This window comes from Corallococcus macrosporus (genome assembly GCF_017302985.1).
GTDB lineage: Bacteria > Myxococcota > Myxococcia > Myxococcales > Myxococcaceae > Corallococcus > Corallococcus macrosporus_A.
This window is the reverse complement of record NZ_JAFIMU010000004.1, coordinates 480,075-500,786: the sequence shown is the minus strand read 5'-3', so window position 1 is coordinate 500,786 and position 20,712 is coordinate 480,075. Positions and strand designations below refer to the sequence as shown.

Annotated in this window: 1 protein-coding gene; it reads left to right on the top strand. The window is 69.3% G+C overall.

Annotation, left to right across the window (positions count from 1 at the left end; genetic code table 11):
* Nucleotides 1–470 precede the first annotated feature (470 nt).
* Nucleotides 471–20,357 carry a non-ribosomal peptide synthetase gene (locus JYK02_RS07260; protein ID WP_207050172.1) on the top strand — a complete coding sequence of 6,629 codons (19,887 nt, stop codon included), beginning with the start codon at nt 471–473 and terminating at the stop codon, nt 20,355–20,357.
* The last annotated feature ends 355 nt before the right edge of the window (nt 20,358–20,712 follow it).

Here is a 20,712-nt window from a genome sequence, read left to right as displayed (position 1 = left end):
CGTCGAGCTTCAAGTGAAGTGAGATCCCACTGTCGCGGCTCGTCGCGACGGTGGGGCCGTTCGTGCAGCGCCCCTGAAACATGTTTCCAGGCATGAGCCATCGGGTTTCAACGGTGGCTCGCGGCTGTTTCAATGGCGAAGTCTGGGGCGTGATACATCCGCCCTCAGGGAGGAGACTCCAGGAGCAGGTCTCACTGCGGAGGACATGGGACGTCCTTCCCTCCCTGAACCCGGGGAGCCAGAGCAATCCCGCAAATACCTGAATTCATTCGGGCGCCTTTCCGCCGGGGTCATGACAGGACCTTCGTAGGCGGAATAATCTTATCCGCGTGGATTTGACCCACCCTCGCGCTTCTCCCGGGAGAGCGGCGCAGGGGGCAATCCGGAATCAGCAGCAGGTCTGAGTTCTCGCGAACGTCACCGCCCCGGGTGGCGCTCGCGATGGCGTCCCCGAGCGCGGAGTACACAAGATGAGCAACGAGCTGTCGAAGCGGATCGCCAACCTCTCACCGGAGAAGCGCGCCGAGTTGCTCAAGAAGGTGGCGGCGCAGAAGGCCGCCGCGGGGACCTCCACTCAAGGCCTCATCCCGGTGCAGGACCGCTCGCGCCCGCTGCCGCTGTCGTTCGCCCAGCAGCGCCTCTGGTTCATTGATCAGCTGCAACCCGGCAGCCCTCTCTACAACGTGCCCATGGCGGTGCGGCTGGAGGGCGCGCTGGACGTGGCCGTGCTGGAGCGAGCGCTGCGAGAGGTGGTGCGCCGTCACGAGGTGCTCCGCACCACCTTCCGCGAGGACGCCTCGGGCCCCGTGCAGGTGGTGTCACCCGAGCCGGTGCTCACCCTGGAGCGCAAGGACCTCACGGGCTCCTCGCCGGACGAGGCCTGGCGACTGGCGCGTGAAGCCGCGGCCTGGCCCTTCAATCTCGCGCAAGGCCCACTGCTGCGCGCACTGCTGCTGACATCCGCCCCCCAGGAGCACCTGCTCGTGGTGGTGGTGCACCACATCGTCTCCGACGGCTGGTCCATGACGCTGCTGGTGCGCGAGGTGGCGCTGCTCTACGGCGCCTTCGCGCGAGGCCAGCCCGCACCGCTGCCGCCGCTGAGCGTGCAGTACGCGGACTTCGGCGTCTGGCAGCGCGAGTGGCTGCAGGGCTCGCGCCTGGAGAAGCAGCTCGACTACTGGAAGCAGCAGCTGGCCGGAGTGCCCTCCGCGCTGGAGTTGCCCACCGACTTCCCGCGTCCCGCCCTCCGCGACGGCCGAGGCGCCCGGCATGACGTGCTGCTGCCCCGCGAGTTGACGGACGCGCTGAAGGCGCTGGCGCAGCAGGAGGGCGCGTCCCTCTACATGGCGCTGCTGACGGGCTGGCAGTTGCTCATGGCCCGCTACTCCGGCCAGGAGGACGTCACCGTCGGCTCGCCCATGGCCGGCCGCACGCGCGGAGAGGTGGAGGGCCTCATCGGCCTCTTCGTCAACGCCCAGGTGCTTCGCACCCGCGTGACGGGCCGCGACTCCTTCCGCACGCTGCTGCGTCAGGTGCGCGAGACGGTGCTGGGCGCGCAAGAGCACCAGGAATTGCCCATCGAGCGTCTCGTGGAGGAGTTGAAGCCCGAGCGCATCCCGGGGCGCACCCCCTTCTTCCAGGTGATGCTCACCTACCAGGCCTCCTTCCGCGGCGCGGCCTCCGTGGAAGGCGTGAAGCTGGAAGCGCTGGAGCTGGACACCTTCTCCGCCAAGTTCGACCTGACGCTCCAGGTGCTGGAGACGGACGCGGGCCTCAAGGGCTACCTCGAATACACCACCGACCTCTTCACCCCTGCCACCGCCGCCCGCATGGCCCAGCACCTCCGCGTGCTCCTGCAGCAAGCCGTCGCGCAGCCTGATCATCACGCATCTTCGCTGCAGCTGCTCACGGGGAAGGAGCGAGAGCAGGTGTTGGTGGAGTGGAACGCCACGCGGGCACCGTTCCCGGAAGCGTGCATGCACTCGCTCTTCGAGGCACAGGCGCAGGCCACGCCCGAGGCTGTGGCCGCGGTGTTCGAGGGGACGCGGCTGACGTACGCGCAACTGGACGCACGCGCCAACCAGCTCGCCCACGCGCTGCGCCGTCGCGGCGTTGGCCCGGAAGTTCGCGTAGCCCTCAGCGTCGAGCGTTCCCTCGACATCGTCATCGGCCTGCTCGGCATCCTGAAGGCCGGTGGCGCCTGGGTGCCCGTGGATCCGCTGCTGCCCCGTGAGCGGCTGGCCTTCATGCTGGAGGACAGCGCCGCCCAGGTGCTCGTCACGCAGCAGCCGCTGGTGGACCGTTTCCCGGTGGCACTGCATGGCCGGGCGCTCTGCCTGGACACGGAGCGCGGTGCTCTCGCCAAGGAGCCCACGGAGGCGCCCAGCACGGGCGTGACGCCCGCGAACATGGCGTACCTGCTCTACACGTCGGGCAGCACGGGCACACCCAAGGGCACGGCGGTGGAGCACCGCAGCGTCGCCAACCTCGTCACCCACGAGGCAGTGGCGTACGGCATCGGGCCCGGCAGCCGCGTGCTCCAGTTCGCGAGCCTCAGCTTCGACCTGTCGGTGGAGGAGATCTTCACCACGCTATGCAACGGCGCCACGCTGGTGCTCGCGCCGCTGGAGAAGTTGATGCCGGGCGCACCCTTGCCCGTGCTGCTGCGCGAGCAGGAGTTGAGCGTCGTCAGCCTCACGCCCGCGGCACTCGCGGCCACGTCCTCCGAGAGGCTGCCCGAGCTGCGCACCGTCATCTCCGGCGGTGAAGCCCTGCCCGCGGATGTCGTCGCGCGCTGGGCTCCGGGGCGCAGGTTGCTCAACACCTACGGCCCGACGGAGGCCACCGTCATCGCCACGCTGGGTGAGGTGGTCGCGGATGGGAACGTCCCGTCCATTGGCAAGCCGTTGGCGAACGTCTGTGTCTACGTGCTCGACCCGCACGGGCAACCAGTGCCCGTGGGCGTGCGCGGTGAACTGCACATCGGTGGCGTGGGTGTCGCACGTGGATACGCAGGGCGTCCGGGCCTCACCGCCGAGCGCTTCGTGCCGGACGACTTCTCGGGTGAAGAGGGCGCTCGCCTCTATCGCACGGGCGACGTGGTGCGCTGGCGCGCGGATGGACAACTGGACTTCGTCGGGCGCATCGACGCGCAGGTGAAGGTGCGTGGTTTCCGCATCGAGTTGGGTGAAGTCGAAAGCGCCCTGCGTGCCGCCCCGTCCGTGAAGGACGCCGTGGTGCTGGCCCGTGAGGACGCTCCAGGCGACAGGCGGCTGGTGGCCTACGTCGTGGGCGAAGCGCTCGATGTCTCCGCCCTTCGTGCCCACCTCAAGCAGCACCTGCCCGAGTACATGGTGCCCGCCGCCTTCGTCTCCTTGGAGACGCTGCCGCTCACGTCCAACGGCAAGGTGGACCGCAAGGCGCTGCCTGCCCCGGACGCAAGCTTGCTTCGTGCGTCGCACGCCTACGAAGCGCCGGTGACGCCGCTGGAGGAGAAGCTCGCGGCGCTCTGGAGCGAAGTGCTGCGCGTGCCCACCGTGGGCCGCACAGACAACTTCTTCGAATTGGGCGGCCACTCGCTTCTCGCCACCCAACTGGTGGCCCGTGTGCGTTCCGCCCTCGACGTGGAGTTGCCGCTCCGCGCCCTCTTCGAGGCCCCCACCATCGCCTCCCTCGCGGAGAAGTTGCAGCGGGCTTCTACCGGCACACGGCTTCCGCCGCTGACGCGCTCGCGCACGGAGGGCCCCCAGCCGCTCTCCTTCGCCCAGCAGCGCCTCTGGTTCCTCGACCAGTTGGCGCCGGACGATGCGTCCTACAACCTCCCCGTCACGCTCCGCCTCCAGGGGCATCTGGACGTCGAAGCCCTGCGCCGTGCCTTCGAGGCACTGGTGGCACGCCACGAAGCCCTGCGCACCACCTTCTTCGAGCACGAAGGCCAGCCCTTCCAGCGCATCCATGCGCCGGCTGCGTGGGCGCTTCCGGTCGAGGACCTGTCTGGCTTGGACGATTTCGCGCGCGAAGCGGAGACGGTGCGGCTTGCCACCCGGGAAGCCCGGCAGCCCTTCCACCTCGTTCACGGTCCGCTGCTGCGAACCGCGCTCCTCAAGCTTTCAGCGGACTCCCACGTCCTCCTCGTGACGATGCACCACATCGTCTCCGACGGCTGGTCCATGGGCGTCCTCATCCGCGAGCTGGCGAGCCTCTACGAAGCCTTCAGTAGCGGCCGGGCCCCGTCACTGCCGCCGCTGCCCGTGCAGTACGCGGACTTCGCCCTCTGGCAGCGCGAGTGGCTGCAGGGCGAGACGCTGGAGTCGCAGCTCGGTTACTGGAAGCGGCAGCTGGCCGGGGCCCCCTCGGCGCTGGAGTTGCCCACGGACCGTCCTCGTCCGCCCGTCCAGTCGCGTCGTGGCGCCACGCTGCCCGTACACTTCCCCTCGGAGCTGACGGACTCGCTGCGAAGCCTCGCCCAGCGGGAGGGCGCGACGCCCTTCATGCTGCTGCTCTCCGCCTTCCAGTTGCTGCTCTCTCGCTACTCCGGCCAGGACGACATCAGCGTCGGCTCTCCCATCGCCGGCCGCACCCACGCCGAGGCCGAAAGCCTCATCGGCTTCTTCGTCAACACGTTGGTGTTGCGCGCCCACGTGCGCCCGGAGGACTCGTTCCGTCAACTGCTCTCCCAGGTGAAGGCCACCACCCTCGCGGCCTACGAGCACCAGCACGTCCCCTTCGAGAAGCTGGTGGAAGTCCTCCAGCCCTCGCGAGACTTGAGCCGCAGCCCTCTCTTCCAGGTGATGCTTGTCCTGCAGAATGCCCCCGCCGAGGCACTGCGCGTCCCGGGCATGGCCTTCCAGCCCATCCCCCTGGAGGGCAACTCCTCCCGCTTCGACCTGGCCCTCACCCTCTTCGAGGTGCCCCAGGGCCTCACCGGCTTCCTCGAGTACAGCACCGACCTCTTCGACGCCGCCTCCGTCCAGCGTCTCATGGGCCACTTCGCGGTCCTCCTCTCCGCCCTCGCCGCCCAGCCCGACGCCCGCGTCTCCTCCCTGGAGATGCTCACCGCTTCCGAGCGCCAGCAGCTTCTCATCGAGTGGAATGAGACGGACGTCGCCTTCCCGCGCGACACCTGCATCCACCACGTCATCGCCGAGCAGGCCCGCCGCGCTCCGGAGGCCATTGCCGTACGCATGGGCGAGCAAAGCATCACCGATGCCGGTCGCACGCTGGACGCCACTGCCGTGCGCATGGGCGAGCGAAGCGTCACCTACGCAGGCCTCGACACTTGGGCTCACAGCCTCGCCGTCCAGTTGCACGCGGCGGGTGTCTCCCGAGGTGACCGCGTCGCTGTCCTCGCCGAGCGTTCGCCTGAATTGGTGGCGGGCTTGCTGGCCGTCCTCAAGGTGGGCGCCGCCTACGTCCCCATCGCTCCTGGCGTCCCGCCGGAGCGCCTCACCTTCATGCTGGAGGACTCCGCTGCCTCCGTCCTCCTCACCCAGCAGCACCTGCGGCCCTCTCTGCCCGCGCTTTCCGCGCGCGTCCTCTCCCTGGAGATGGAAGAGGGTGCGGCAGCGCGGCAGCCGCTGCCCGTGGCAGCCGTGGGCCCGCAGGACCTGGCCTACGTCATCTACACCTCCGGCAGCACCGGCCGTCCCAAGGGCGTCGCCGTCCACCACCGCGCGTTGATGAATCTCGTCTCCTGGCACCAGCGCACCTATTCGCTGTCGCCGGACGACTCCACCGCCCTCACCGCCGGCGTCGCCTTCGACGCCTCCACCTGGGAGGTGTGGCCCTCTCTTGCCTCCGGCGCCAGCCTCGTCATCCCGCCGGAAGCCGTGCGCGCGGAGCCCTCTCAACTGCTGCGGTGGATGGCCCGCGAGGCCATCACCACCTGCTTCATGCCGACGCCGCTGGCCGAGGCCGTCCTGCGTGAGGAGTGGCCCCGCCCCATGGCCCTGCGTGCCCTGCTGACGGGCGGCGACGCCCTGCACCACGGCCCGCCTCCCTCCGTCCCCGCCACCCTCTTCAACCACTACGGGCCCACCGAGAGCACCGTCGTCGCCACCTTCACGCCCGTCCCGCCTTCCGCGCGCGACGACGGCACACGGCCTCCCATTGGCCGCCCCATCGCCAACACCCGCACCTACGTCCTCGATGCCCACCTGCAGCCGGTGCCCATTGGCGTCCCTGGCGAGCTCTTCCTCGCCAGTGAAGGCCTCGCCTGGGGCTACCTCGGCCAGCCGGCCCTGAGTGCCGAGCGCTTCATCCCGCACCCCTTCTCCTCAACCCCGGGCGCGCGCCTCTACCGCACCGGCGACGTCGTGCGCTGGCGGGCCGACGGCCAGCTGGACTACCTGCAGCGGCTCGACTTCCAGGTGAAGGTGCGCGGCTTCCGCATCGAGCTGGGGGAAATCGAAGCCTCCCTTCTCGCCCATGCCTCCGTGCACGAGGCCGTTGTCCTCGCCCGTGAGGACGTCCCTGGCGACAAGCGTCTCGTCGCGTACCTCGTGCCCACTTCGGGCCAGCAGTTGGACACCAGCGCGGTGCGCTCCTTCCTCAAGGAGCGGCTGCCCGAGTACATGGTGCCCTCCGCCTTCCTCGTCCTGGACGCCCTGCCCCTCAACGCCAACGGCAAGGTGGACCGCAAGGCCCTGCCGGCGCCGCAGGGCACCGCGGTCGCGTCCACCTACGTCGCGCCGGGAACAGCCACCGAGGAGCAGCTCGAGGCCCTCTTCACGCAGGTGCTGCGCGTGGAACGCGTGGGCATTCACGATGACTTCTTCTCGCTCGGTGGCCACTCGCTGCTGGCCACCCAGCTCATGTCCCGAGTGCGCACCACCTTCCGGCGTGAGTTGCCGGTGCGCGCGCTGTTCGAAGCCCCGACCGTGGCCGGGCTTGCCCAGCGCATCGACTCCGCTCGGACCTCTGGGGTGCAAGCCCCGCCGAACATCCCCAGGGTGCGAGCCACCACGGCGCCCCTGTCCTTCGCGCAGCAGCGGCTCTGGTTCCTGGATCAGCTCACGCCGGGGGATGCGTCGTACAACATCTCCAGCGCGCTGAGCTTGAAGGGCCGGGTGGACGTGGAGTCCCTTCGCCGCGCCTTCGAAGCGCTGGTCGCGCGCCACGAAGCCCTGCGCACCACCTTCCGTGAACACCAGGGCCAGGCCACGCAGTCCATCCATCCCCCGAGCGAATGGCTCCTGCCCGTGCAGGACCTGTCCGTCCTCCCCGAAGCGCGGCGTGAAGCCGAAGCACGACGCCGGGTCACCGAGGACGCTCGCCAGCCCTTCCAGTTGGAGGCAGGTCCGCTCCTGCGTACCGCCCTCCTGCGACTGGGAGCGGAAGAACACCTGTTGCTCGTGACGATGCACCACATCGTCTCCGACGGCTGGTCCATGGGGGTGCTCGTCCGGGAGCTGGTGTCCCGCTACGAGGCGTTCAGCGCGGGCCGGAGTCCATCGCTCGCGCCACTGCCCATGCAGTACGCGGACTTCGCGGCGTGGCAGCGCCAGTGGCTCCAGGGCGAGACGTTGGAGACGCACCTCAAGTACTGGAAGCAGCAGCTCGTGGGTGCGCCGGTCGCACTGGAGCTGCCCACGGATCGTCCGCGTCCGCCCGTGCAATCGCACCGGGGGGCCAAAGTGGACGTGCGCATTCCCGCGGAGGTCGCCCACTCACTCAAGGCGCTGGCGGGACGCGAAGGTGCCACGCCCTTCATGGTGCTGCTCGCGGCCTTCCAGGTGCTGCTGTCTCGCTACGCCGCGCAGGATGACGTCAGCGTGGGCACGCCGATCGCGGGCCGCACCCAGGCGGAGACCGAAGGCCTCATCGGCTTCTTCGTCAACACCCTGGTGCTGCGCGCCCACGTAGCGCCGCGCGCGACGTTCCGGGAACTGCTCGCCCAGGTGCGCGGCACGACGCTCACGGCCTACGAGCATCAGCACGTGCCGTTCGAGAAGCTGGTGGAAGCGATCCAGCCCGTCCGGGACTCCAGCCGCAGCCCGCTCTTCCAGGTGATGTTCGCTCTGCAGAACACGCCCACGGAGACGCTCCAGCTTCCGGGCCTCACCCTGCGGCCCCTGCCCCTGGAGGTTCACTTCGCGAAGTTCGATCTCACGCTCTCGCTGCAAGAGTTCCAGGAGGGGATAAGTGGCACGCTGGAGTACGCGACGGACCTCTTCGACGCGGCGACCGTCCAGCGGATGGCCGGCCACTTCGGCGTGTTGCTGGAGGCCATCGCGAAGAAGCCGGACACGAAGCTGGGGGACCTGCCCCTGCTCACCGAGCCCGAGCGTCAGCAACTCCTCCTCGAGTGGAATCCGCCAGCCGCGCAGAGCCAGTACGAGCCCAGCATCCCCGCGATGGTGGAAGCCCAGGTGCGCCGCACGCCGGACGCGCTGGCTGTCATCACGCCGGAACGGCAGCTGACGTATCGGGAGGTGGACGCGAAGGCCAACCAGCTCGCCCACCGTCTGCGAGGACTCGGCGTCGGGCCTGAAACCCGCGTCGGCCTCTGCGTGGAGCGCACCGAAGACCTCGTCATCGGTGCTCTCGGCATCCTCAAGGCCGGTGGTGCGTACGTGCCGCTCGACCCCAGCTACCCGCGTGAGCGCCTGGGCTGGCTGTTGGAGGACGCCCAGGGCCCGGCCCTTGTCGCCCACTCACACCTGCTCGCCGCGTTGCCTGAAACCTCCGCTACGCCCGTGTGCCTCGATTCGGATGCGGAGCTGGCGAAGCAGCCCATCACGGCGCCCGCGGTGGACATCCACCCCGGGCACCTCGCCTACCTCATCTACACCTCCGGCAGCACCGGCCGCCCCAAGGGCGTCGCCATCTCCCATGGCAACGCTGTCTCCTTCCTCCACTGGGCCATTGAGACCTTCACCCCGGAGGAGCTGAAGGGAACCCTCGCCGCGACGAGCCTCAACTTCGACCTCTCCGTCTTCGAACTCTTCGCGCCTCTCTCCAGTGGCGGCGCGGTGGTCGTGGCACGCAATGCCCTGCATCTGGCGGAACTGCCCACTGCTTCGCACGTCACCCTCGTCAACACGGTGCCCTCCGCCATGGCGCAACTGCTGCGCCTGAATGCGGTGCCGTCAGGCGTGCGTGTCGTCAACCTCGCGGGTGAAGCGCTGCCGGAGACGTTGGCCAAGCAGGTCTACGCCGTCCCCACGGTGCAGAAGCTCTTCAACCTCTACGGCCCCTCCGAGGACACCACCTACTCCACCGCGTCCCTCGTCGGCCGTGACGAAGTGCCGCTCATCGGCCGCCCGCTCTCCGCGACGCGCGCCTACGTGCTGGACGCTGCGTTGCAGCCAGTGCCCGTGGGTGTCGCCGGTGAGCTGTACCTCGCGGGTGAAGGCCAGGCGCGTGGCTACCTGCTGCGTCCGGAGCTCACCGCGGAGCGCTTCGTCCCGGAACCCTACGGTCCTCCGGGTGGCCGCATGTACCGCACGGGTGACCGCGTCCGTTACCGCGCGGACGGGCGGCTGGAGTACCTGGGCCGCATCGACTTCCAGGTGAAGGTGCGTGGCTTCCGCATCGAGCTGGGCGAAATCGAAGCAGCGCTTCGCCGTGTGCCCGGTCTCAAGGATGCCGTTGTCGTCGCGAAGGGCGAAGCCGCCGATAAGCGCCTCATCGGCTACGTCACCGCACGAGATGGACACTCGCTGGAGGTGGACGCCCTCAAGGCTCACCTACGGCAGGGGCTCCCGGAGTACATGGTGCCGTCCGCCCTCCTCGTCCTGGACGCGCTGCCCCTCAACTCCAACGGCAAGGTCGACCGCAAGGCGCTACCCGAGCCGGGCAACCTCGCGCGCTCGTCCGACTTCGTCGCGCCTCGGACCGACACCGAGGAGCAACTGGCCGCCCTTTTCGCGGAAGTGCTGCGCGTGGAGCGTGTGGGCATCCACGACGACTTCTTCGCCATGGGAGGCCACTCCCTGCTGGCCACCCAGCTTGTCTCGCGCGTGCGCTCCACCTTCGGCGTGGAATTGCCGCTTCGCGTGTTCTTCGAAGCGTCCACGGTGGCCGCACTTGCGACGAAGCTCGACGGTGCCCAGCGCTCCGAGCATCGTCCGCCGCCGCTGCGCGCCTCTTCACACGAAGGCGCCCTGCCCCTGTCCTTCGCCCAGCAGCGCCTCTGGTTCCTGGACCAGCTCACGCCGGGGGACGCGTCGTACAACATCCCCACGGCGCTGCGCCTGAAGGGCCACGTGGACGTGGAGTCGCTGCGGCGCGCCTTCGAAGCGCTCGTCGCCCGCCACGAATCCCTGCGCACCACCTTCCATGAGCACCAGGGTCAGGCCACCCAGCACATCCATGCGCCTGGAGCCTGGACCCTGCCGCTCATCGACGTGTCCTCGCTGCCGGAAGCGCAGCGCGAGGCCGAGGCCCAGCGCCACGTCACGGAGGATGCCCGTCAGCCGTTCCACCTGGAGCGCGGACCGCTGCTGCGCACGGCCCTCGTGCGACTGGCAGCCGACGAACACCTGCTGCTGGTGACGATGCACCACATCGTCTCCGACGGCTGGTCCATGGGCGTCCTCGTCCGGGAGCTCGTGATGTTCTACGCGGCGTTCACCCAGGGCGCCGCCCCCGCACTCAGTCCCATGCCCATGCAGTACGCGGACTTCGCGGCATGGCAGCGCAACTGGCTCCAGGGAGAGACGCTGGACGCGCAGCTCGACTACTGGAAGCAGCAGCTCGCGGGTGCGCCCGCCGCGCTGGAGCTGTTGACGGACAAGCCCCGGCCGGCCGTCCAGTCCCATGAGGGCGCGGCCCTCTCCCTCCAGCTTTCGCCTGAAGCCTCCCAGGCCCTCAAGTCCCTGGCCCGGCGCGAGGGCGCCACGCCGTTCATGGTGCTGCTCGCGGGCTGGCAGCTGCTCCTGTCGCGCTACGCCGGCCAGGACGATGTCAGCGTGGGCACGCCCATCGCGGGCCGCACGCAGGCGGAGACCGAGGGCCTCATCGGCTTCTTCGTCAACACGCTCGTCCTGCGGGCCCGGCTGAATCCACGCGAGACGTTCCGGGAACTGCTCACCCAGGTGCGCGGCACGACGCTCGCGGCCTACGAACACCAGCACCTGCCGTTCGAGAAGCTGGTGGAAGTCCTCCAGCCCGTGCGGGACACCAGCCGCAGCCCGCTCTTCCAGGTGATGTTCACCCTGCAGAACGCTCCCACCGGCGATCTGCGAGTCCCCGGCCTCACCTTCCAGCAGCTCGCTCCCGGCGCGCGGGCCGCCAAGTTCGACCTCACCTTGACGATGCAGGATTCGCCGCAGGGGTTCACCGGCTGGCTGGAATACAGCACCGCCCTCTTCGAGCAGAGCACCGTGGAGCGGATGGCAGGCCACCTGCGCATGCTACTGGAGGCCGTCGCCGCGAAGCCCGAGCAAACCCTGTCCGCGCTGCCGCTGCTCTCGCCCGAGGAGCGCCAGCGCATCCTCGTGGACTGGAATGACACGGCGGCCGTCAGCCCCATGGACGTCCCTGTCCACGTCCACTTCGCCCAGCAGGCCCAGCGCACGCCCGACGCGGTGGCCCTGGTGCTGGGGGACGCTTCGCTGACGTACGCGCAGCTGGACGCACGTGCGAACCAACTGGCCCACCACCTGGGCTCGCTGGGCATCGTCCCCGGCGCGCGCGTCGGCCTCGCCCTCGAGCGCTCGTTCGAGATGGTGACCGCCCTGCTCGCCATCCTCAAGGCAGGCGCCGCCTTCGTCCCCGTGGACCGCAACGCCCCCGTGGAGCGCATCGCGACGCTGCTGGAGGACGCCGACGTCGGCGTGGTGCTCACGCATCAGCCCTTCGCCTCGAAGCTGCCCGCCTCCGGTACCCGCGTCTGGCTGGACGCCCAGCAGGACGTGCTGGCCTCGCGGCCCACGCATGCTCCCGACGTCCGAGTGGAAGGCGAAGCCCTCGCCTACGTCATGTTCACCTCGGGCTCCACGGGCCGCCCCAAGGGCGTCAGCGTGCCCCACCGGGGCATCACCCGCCTGGTGCTCGGCAGCACCTTCATGCGCTTCGGCCATGACGAGGTATGGCTGCAAATCGCGCCCGTTGCCTTCGACGCCTCCACGCTCGAAATCTGGGGCGCGCTGCTGCACGGCGCGAAGCTCGTCCTCGCGCCTCCCCATGCCCTCTCGCTGGAGGAACTGGCGGAGCAGGTGCGGCGCCACCGCGTGACGACGCTGTGGCTGACGACCGCCCTCTTCGAGCAGATGGCCCTGCACCAGGGAGAAGCCCTGGCCCACGTGCGGCAGGTCCTCACCGGTGGCGACGTGATGCCCTGGTCCCGCCTTCGCGACCACCTGCCCCGTCTCGCCGAAGACGCGACGCTGATTCACGCTTACGGCCCGACAGAGAACACTACCTTCTCCACTACGTTGCCGTTGCACCGCGACACGCGCGTGGAGGGCCCCGTCTCCATCGGCCGTCCCATCCCGAACTCCACGGCCTATGTGTTCGACGCGAACCTGCACCCCGTGCCCGTGGGTGTCGCGGGTGAGGTGTACGTTGGTGGCCCCGGCCTCGCCTGGGGCTACCTCCACCGCCCCGAGCTGACCGCGGAGCGCTTCGTCCCCCACCCCTTCGCCTCCACTCCTGGAGAGCGCCTCTACCGCACGGGCGACAAGGCCCGCTGGCTGGAGAACGGCACGCTCGACTTTCTGGGCCGCGTCGACTTCCAGGTGAAGGTGCGCGGCTTCCGCATCGAGCTGGGTGAGATCGAATCCGCCCTGCGCGCCTTCCCGGGCGTCAACGAAGTCGTCGTCGTGGCCCGGGGCGCGGACGCGGACAAGCGCCTCATCGGCTACGTCACCGCGCACGAAGGCCTCGTGCTGAACGTGGAAGCACTGCGCGCCCACCTGCAGCAGCGGCTTCCCGAGTACATGGTGCCCACGTCACTCCTGGTGCTGGAGGCGCTGCCGCTCAACGCCAACGGCAAGGTGGACCGCAAGGCCCTGCCCGAGCCGACGGATGCACCGCGAGCCGCCGCCCTCGTCGCGCCGCGCACCACGACCGAGGAGAAGCTCGCGGCCCTCTTCGCCGAGGTCCTCCGGGTGGAGCGGGTCGGCATCCGGGACGACTTCTTCGCGCTGGGAGGCCACTCGCTCCTGGCCACCCAGCTCGTCTCACGCGTGCGGGCCGGATTCGGCGTCGAACTGCCGCTGCGGGCCCTGTTCGGAGCGCCGACCGTCGAAGCCCTCGCGCCGAAGCTGGAGGGGTCGCCGTCCGCCGCGCGTCGTGCGCCGCCGCTGCGGCCCGCGTCGCGCAACGGAGCCATCCCGCTCTCCTTCGCCCAGCAGCGCCTCTGGCTGTTGGATCAGCTCCAGCCCGGGGACGCGTCGTACAACATCCCCACGGCGCTGCGGCTGACGGGCCAGGTGGACGCGGAGTCCCTGCGCCGCGCGTTCGAAGCGCTGATCGCCCGGCACGAGTCCCTGCGCACCACGCTCGCCGCGTCACACGAGGCCCCTTCGCAGCGGGTCCAGGATTCGGCGGCGTGGGAGCTGCCCATCGTCGACCTGACGGCACTGCCGCAGGCACAGCGCGAGGAGGAGGCCCGGCGCATCGTGGCCACGGAGGCGCGTCGTCCGTTCCATCTGGCCACGGGACCGCTGCTGCGAGGGCTCCTGGTGCGCCTGGGAGCGGAGGAGCACCTGCTGCTGGTGACCATGCACCACGTCGTCTCCGACGGCTGGTCCATGGGCGTCCTCGTGCGTGAGGTCGCGGCCTTCTACGAGGCCTTCAGCACGGGCAGCACCCCGGCCCTGGCGCCGCTGCCGGTGCAGTACGCGGACTTCGCCACGTGGCAGCGCGACTGGCTCCAGGGCGAGGTCCTGGAAGCGCAACTCGACTACTGGCAGCAGCGGTTGGCCGGAGCCCCCGCCGCGCTGGAGCTGCCCACGGACCGTCCGCGTCCGCCCGTGCAGTCCCACCGGGGCGCGACGGTGGACGTGCGAGTTCCCGCCAGCATCGCGGAGGCGCTCAAGTCCCTGGCCCAGCGTGAAGGCGCTACGCCCTTCATGGTGTTCCTCGCCGCGTTCCAGGTCCTGCTGTCGCGCTACTCCTCGCAGGACGACATCAGCGTGGGTTCTCCCATCGCGGGCCGCACCCAGGCGGAGACGGAAGGCCTCATCGGCTTCTTCGTCAACACGCTCGTCCTGAGATCGAACCTGAACCCTCGAGCGACGTTCCGCGAGCTGTTGGCCCAGGTGCGAGGCACGACGCTCGCGGCCTACGATCACCAGCACCTGCCCTTCGAGAAGCTCGTAGAGGCCGTGCAGCCCACGCGCGACCTGAGCCGCAATCCGTTGTTCCAGGCGATGTTCGTCCTGCAGAACATGCCGGCGGAGGTGCTGCGCCTGCCCGGGTTGTCCATGCAGACGCTGCCGCTGGAGACCCACTTCGCGAAGTTCGATCTCTCCCTGGGTCTACGGGAAGCCCCCACGGGCATGACGGGCACGCTGGAGTACGCGACGGACCTCTTCGACGCGGCGACCGTCCAGCGGATGGCCGGCCACTTCGGCGTGTTGCTGGAGGCCATCGCGAACAAGCCGGACACGAAGCTGGGGGACCTGCCCCTGCTTACGGAGCCCGAACGTCAGCAACTCCTCATCGAGTGGAATCCGCCTGCCACGCAGACGCAGTACGAGCCGAGCATCCCCGCGATGGTGGAAGCCCAGGTGCGCCGCACGCCGGACGCGCTGGCCGTCATCACGCCGGAACGGCAGCTGACGTATCGAGAGGTGGATGCGAAGGCCAACCAGCTCGCCCACCGCCTGCAAGGACTCGGCGTCGGGCCTGAAACCCGCGTCGGCCTCTGCGTGGAGCGCACCGAAGACCTCGTCATCGGTGCTCTCGGCATCCTCAAGGCCGGCGGTGCCTACGTGCCGCTCGACCCCAGCTACCCGCGTGAGCGCCTGGGCTGGCTGCTGGAAGACGCGCAGGGCCCTGCCCTCGTCGCCCACTCGCACCTGCTCGCCGCGTTGCCTGAAACCTCCGCTACGCCCGTGTGCCTCGATTCGGATGCGGAGCTGGCGAAGCAGCCCACCACGGCGCCCGAGGTGGACATCCACCCCGGGCACCTCGCCTACCTCATCTACACCTCTGGAAGTACGGGCCGTCCCAAGGGCGTTGCCATCTCCCATGGCAACGCTGTCTCCTTCCTCCATTGGGCGCTCGCGACGTTCACCCTGGAGGAGCTGAAGGGCACCCTCGCCGCGACGAGCCTCAACTTCGACCTCTCCGTCTTCGAGCTCTTCGCGCCTCTCTCCAGTGGCGGCGCGGTGGTCGTGGCACGCAACGCACTGCACCTCGCGGAGCTGCCCACTGCTTCGCACGTCACCCTCGTCAACACGGTGCCCTCCGCCATAGCGCAGTTGCTGCGCCTGAATGCGGTACCGCCCACCGTGCGTGTCATCAACCTCGCGGGCGAAGCTCTGCCGGAGACGTTGGCCAAGGAGGTCTACGCCGTCCCAACGGTGCAAAAGCTCTTCAACCTCTACGGCCCCTCCGAGGACACCACCTACTCCACCGCCTCCCTCGTCGGTCGTGACGAGGTGCCGCTCATCGGTCGTCCGCTCCCTGCGACGCGCGCCTACGTGCTCGACACCTCGTTGCAGCCGGTGCCCGTGGGCGTCGCCGGTGAGTTGTACCTCGCGGGTGAAGGCCAGGCGCGTGGCTACCTGCTGCGTCCGGAGCTCACCGCGGAGCGCTTCGTGCCGGAGCCCTACGGTCCTCCCGGCGGCCGCATGTACCGCACGGGCGACCGCGTCCGTTACCGCGCGGATGGGCGGCTGGAATACCTCGGCCGCATCGACTTCCAGGTGAAGGTGCGTGGCTTCCGTATCGAACTGGGTGAGATTGAAGCGGCCCTTCGCCGCGCTCCGGGCCTCAAGGACGCCGTCGTCGTCGCGAAGGGCGAAGCCGCCGACAAGCGGCTCGTTGCCTACGTCGCGCCCAACTCGCTGGAGGTGGAAGCCCTCAAGGCCCATCTGCGTCAGGGGCTCCCCGAGTACATGCTGCCCTCCACCTTCGTGGTGCTGGACGCACTGCCGCTCAACCCCAACGGCAAGGTCGACCGCAAGGCCCTGCCGGAGCCGGAGGCCCCGCGGTCGCGCAGCACCTACGAAGCGCCCCGCACGGAGCTGGAGGCGAAGCTCGCATCCATCTGGGCGGAGGTCCTTCGTCTGCCCCAGGTGGGCGTGAAGGACTCCTTCTTCGAGCTGGGTGGTCACTCGCTGCTGGCCACGCAGGTGGTGTCCCGCGTGCGCGCGGAACTCGGTGTGGAGCTGCCGCTGCGAGCAATCTTCGAGTCCTCCACGGTGGAAGCCCTGGCTGGGCGGCTGCACGGGAGCGTGGGACCGAAGGCGCCGAAGCTCACCCGGGCCACGCACGAGGGCCCGGTGCCGCTGTCCTTCGCCCAGCAGCGGCTGTGGCTGTTGGATCAGCTCCAGCCGGAAGACGCATCCTACAATCTCCCGGCAGCGCTCCAGCTCACGGGCCACCTGGACGTGGAGGCCCTGCGCCGCGCTTTCGAGTCACTCGTCGCGCGTCACGAAGCCCTGCGCACCACCTTCCACGAGCATCAGGGTCAGCCCACGCAGCGGATCCATGCTCCGGCGGAATGGACGCTGCCGCTCATGGACCTCTCCCTCCTGCCCGAGGACCTGCGGGGGAACGAGGCGCGGCGGCTGGCCGACGAAGAAGCCCGGCGTCCCTTCCGGCTCGCCACGGGTCCTCTGCTGCGCAGCACGTTGGTGCGCCTGACGGACGACTCCCACCTGTTGCTGGTGACGATGCACCACATCGTCTCCGACGGCTGGTCCATGGGCGTTCTCGTGCGCGAGCTCATCTCGCTGTACGCCGCATTCCATGACGGCAAGGAGCCTGGACTCACGCCGCTGCCCGTGCAGTACGCGGACTTCGCGGCGTGGCAGCGCGACTGGCTCCAGGGCGAGGCGCTGGACGCTCAGATCGACTACTGGAAGCAGCAGCTCTCCGGAGTTCCCGCCGCGCTGGAACTGCCCACGGATCGTCCGCGTCCGCCCGTGCAGTCGCACCGTGGCGCGACGGTGGAGGTGCGCGTTTCCCCGGAGGTCTCTCACGCGCTCAAGGCGCTGGCGGGACGCGAGGGCGCCACGCCCTTCATGGTGCTGCTCGCGGCGTTCCAGGTGCTGCTGTCGCGCTACTCCGCGCAGGACGACATCAGTGTGGGCTCGCCCATCGCAGGCCGCACCCAGGCGGAGACCGAGGCGCTCATCGGCTTCTTCGTCAACACGCTCGTCCTGCGGGCGCGGCTGAATCCACGCGAGACGTTCCGTGAGCTGCTGGCTCAAGTGCGAGGCACGACCTTCGCGGCGTACGACCACCAGCACCTGCCCTTCGAGAAGCTTGTCGAAGCCGTGCAGCCCACTCGGGACATGAGCCGAAGCCCGCTCTTCCAGGCGATGTTCGTCCTGCAGAACACGCCCACCGAGGCGCTGCGTCTGCCGGAGCTGTCGTTCCAGGCCGTGCCACTGGAAGCGCGATTCGCCAAGTTCGACCTTTCGCTGGCCCTGCAAGAGGTCCAGGGAGAACTGGTCGGGTCGCTGGAGTACGCGACGGACCTCTTCGACGCGGCAACCATCCAGCGCATGGCCGGCCACTTCGGCGTGTTGCTGGCCGCCATCGCGAAGAAGCCGGACACGAAGCTGGGGGACCTGCCCCTGCTCACCGAGTCCGAACGTCAGCAGCTCCTCGTCGAGTGGAACCCGCCTGTTACCGAAGCCCCGCGTGAGCCCAGCATCCCCGCGATGGTGGAAGCCCAGGTACGCCGCACGCCGGACGCATTGGCCGTCATCACGCCGGAGCGGCAACTGACGTACCGGGAGGTGAACGCGAAGGCCAACCAGCTCGCCCACCGCCTGCGAGGACTTGGCGTCGGTCCCGAAGTCCGCGTCGGCCTCTGCGTCGAGCGCACCGAGGACCTCGTCATTGGAGCTCTCGGCATCCTCAAGGCCGGCGGTGCGTATGTGCCGCTGGATCCCAGCTACCCGCGTGAGCGTCTGGGCTGGCTGCTGGAGGACGCCCAGGGCCCTGCCCTCGTCGCCCACTCACACCTGCTCGCCGCGCTTCCTGAAACGGCTGCCACGCCCGTGTGCCTCGACTCGGATGCGGAGCTGGCCAGGCAGCCCACCACGGCGCCCGAGGTGGACATCCACCCCGGGCACCTCGCCTACCTCATCTACACCTCTGGCAGCACCGGCCGCCCCAAGGGCGTCGCCATCTCCCATGGCAACGCTGTCTCCTTCCTCCACTGGGCCCTTGAGACCTTCAGCCCGGAGGAACTGAAGGGCACGCTTGCCGCGACGAGCCTCAACTTCGACCTCTCCGTCTTCGAGCTCTTCGCCCCGTTGAGCAGCGGTGGTGCGGTGGTGGTGGCACGCAACGCCCTGCACCTGGCGGAGCTGCCCACTGCTTCGCACGTCACCCTCGTCAACACGGTGCCCTCCGCCATGGCGCAACTGCTGCGCCTGAATGCGGTACCGCCCACCGTGCGCGTCATCAACCTCGCGGGCGAAGCGCTGCCGGAGACACTGGCGAAGCAGGTCTACGCCGTCCCGACGGTGCAGAAGCTCTACAACCTCTACGGCCCCTCCGAGGACACCACCTACTCCACCGCCTCTCTCGTCGGTCGTGACGAGGTGCCTCTCATCGGCAGGCCCCTGCCCGCGACGCGCGCCTACGTGCTGGACGCTTCGTTGCAGCCGGTGCCCGTGGGCGTCGCCGGTGAGCTGTACCTCGCGGGTGAAGGCCAGGCGCGGGGCTACCTGCTACGCCCGGAGCTCACCGCGGAGCGCTTCGTCCCGGAACCCTACGGCCCTCCGGGTGGTCGCATGTACCGCACGGGTGACCGCGTCCGGTACCGCATGGACGGGCGGCTGGAGTACCTCGGCCGCATCGACTTCCAGGTGAAGGTGCGCGGCTTCCGCATCGAGCTGGGTGAAATCGAAGCAGCCCTCCGCCGCGCTCCGGGCCTCAAGGACGCCGTCGTCGTCGCCAGGGGCGAGGCTGCCGACAAGCGCATCATCGGCTACGTCACCGCGCGCGATGGCCACTCGCTGGACTCCGAGTCACTGAAGGCACATCTCCGGCAGCAGTTGCCCGAGTACATGGTGCCTTCCACCCTCCTCGTCCTGGATGCACTGCCGCTCAACTCCAACGGCAAGGTCGACCGCAAGGCCCTGCCCGAACCCGACGCCCACGCTGTCGAGGCCAGGAACTTCGTCGCCCCGCGCGATGCGCTCGAGATGCAGCTCGCGCGCATCTGGGAGGACGTGCTCGGTGTCCGCTCCGTTGGCATTCGCTCCAGCTTCTTCGAACTCGGCGGTCACTCCCTGCTCGCCGTGCGAATGCTCGCGGCCATCCGCGAGCGCCTTGGCCTCAGCCTTCCGCTCTCCGTCCTCTTCCAGCAGCCCACCGTGGAGCAGCTCGCCCTGGTGCTCCAAGACGCCTCGCAGGCATGGACGCCCCTCGTCCCGCTGGAGCGGGGAGAGCCCGGCCATCGGCCGCTCTTCCTCGTCCATCCCGGCGGCGGCAACGTCCTCGCCTACTCGGAGCTGGCGCGCCGCCTGGGGCCGTCGCTGCCCGTCTACGGCCTCCAGTCGCGCGGCCTCGACGGACGCCCGGTCGCGGAGTCCATCGAGGAGATGGCGGACCTCTACATCGAAGCGATCCGCTCCGTGCAGCCGCATGGCCCCTACCAGCTCGGAGGTTGGTCCCTCGGCGGCGTCATCGCCTACGAGATGGCTCGCAGGCTGCGCGACTCCGGCGAAGCGGTGGACCTGCTCGCGCTCATCGACGCGCACGTGCCCGGGCTCACGGGACCTGCCGCGGAGGACAGCCACTTCTCCTCCGAGGCCCGAGTGAGGATCGCCTTCGCCCAGACCACCGCCACCGCCTTTGGCCGGGAGCTCGCCGTCTCCGCCGAAGCGCTGGCACAGGGCGACGACGCGGCGATGCTGGATCATCTGCTGCAGGAAGGGCTCCGGGCGAACATCCTCGATGCGCACTCCGGGCCTGCTCAGCTGCGCGCCCTCTTCCGGGTCTTCCAGGCCAACCTCTTCGCCCAGGAGAAGTACGTGCCCCGGCCTTACGACGGCACCGCCCTGCTGCTGAGCGCCAGCGAGGCCCCCACCGGGCTCCCGCGTCACCGGGGCTGGGAGCCCCTGGTGCGAGGCGGCCTGGAGGTGGACGACGTCCCCGGCAGCCACCATGAACTGCTACAGGATCCGCACCTCGGGTTCATCGTGGAGCGGCTGCGCGCGCTTCTCACCCGTGCGTCGCGCAGCGAGCCCCAGACTCCCATGGGAGGTTGAAACCCTTCTGCCCCGCGCCTGTGCTGATCAGTCAGGCGCGGGGAGCTGCATCACGGATTCGTTGAGGGCCTCTGTTCCCTGGAAGCCTCCGAGCCCGTGGCGTTGTTCCTGGGTCGGGCGAGGCTCCAACGTCGGAACCCCCTCCTATGATGACGCCCATAAACACGAGGATTTATTGGATCCACGGGCCTGCGCCTGGGGTGCTGGGGCGCCTTCATGACACGTCACGTCGTAACGGAATAATGTAGCCACCGCGAAATGCCCAAGACCGCGCTTCACCCGGGAGCGCAGCGCACACGGCATCCCAGCATCAGCAGCAGCTTCAAGTTCTCGCGAGTGCCACCTCCCCCTGGTG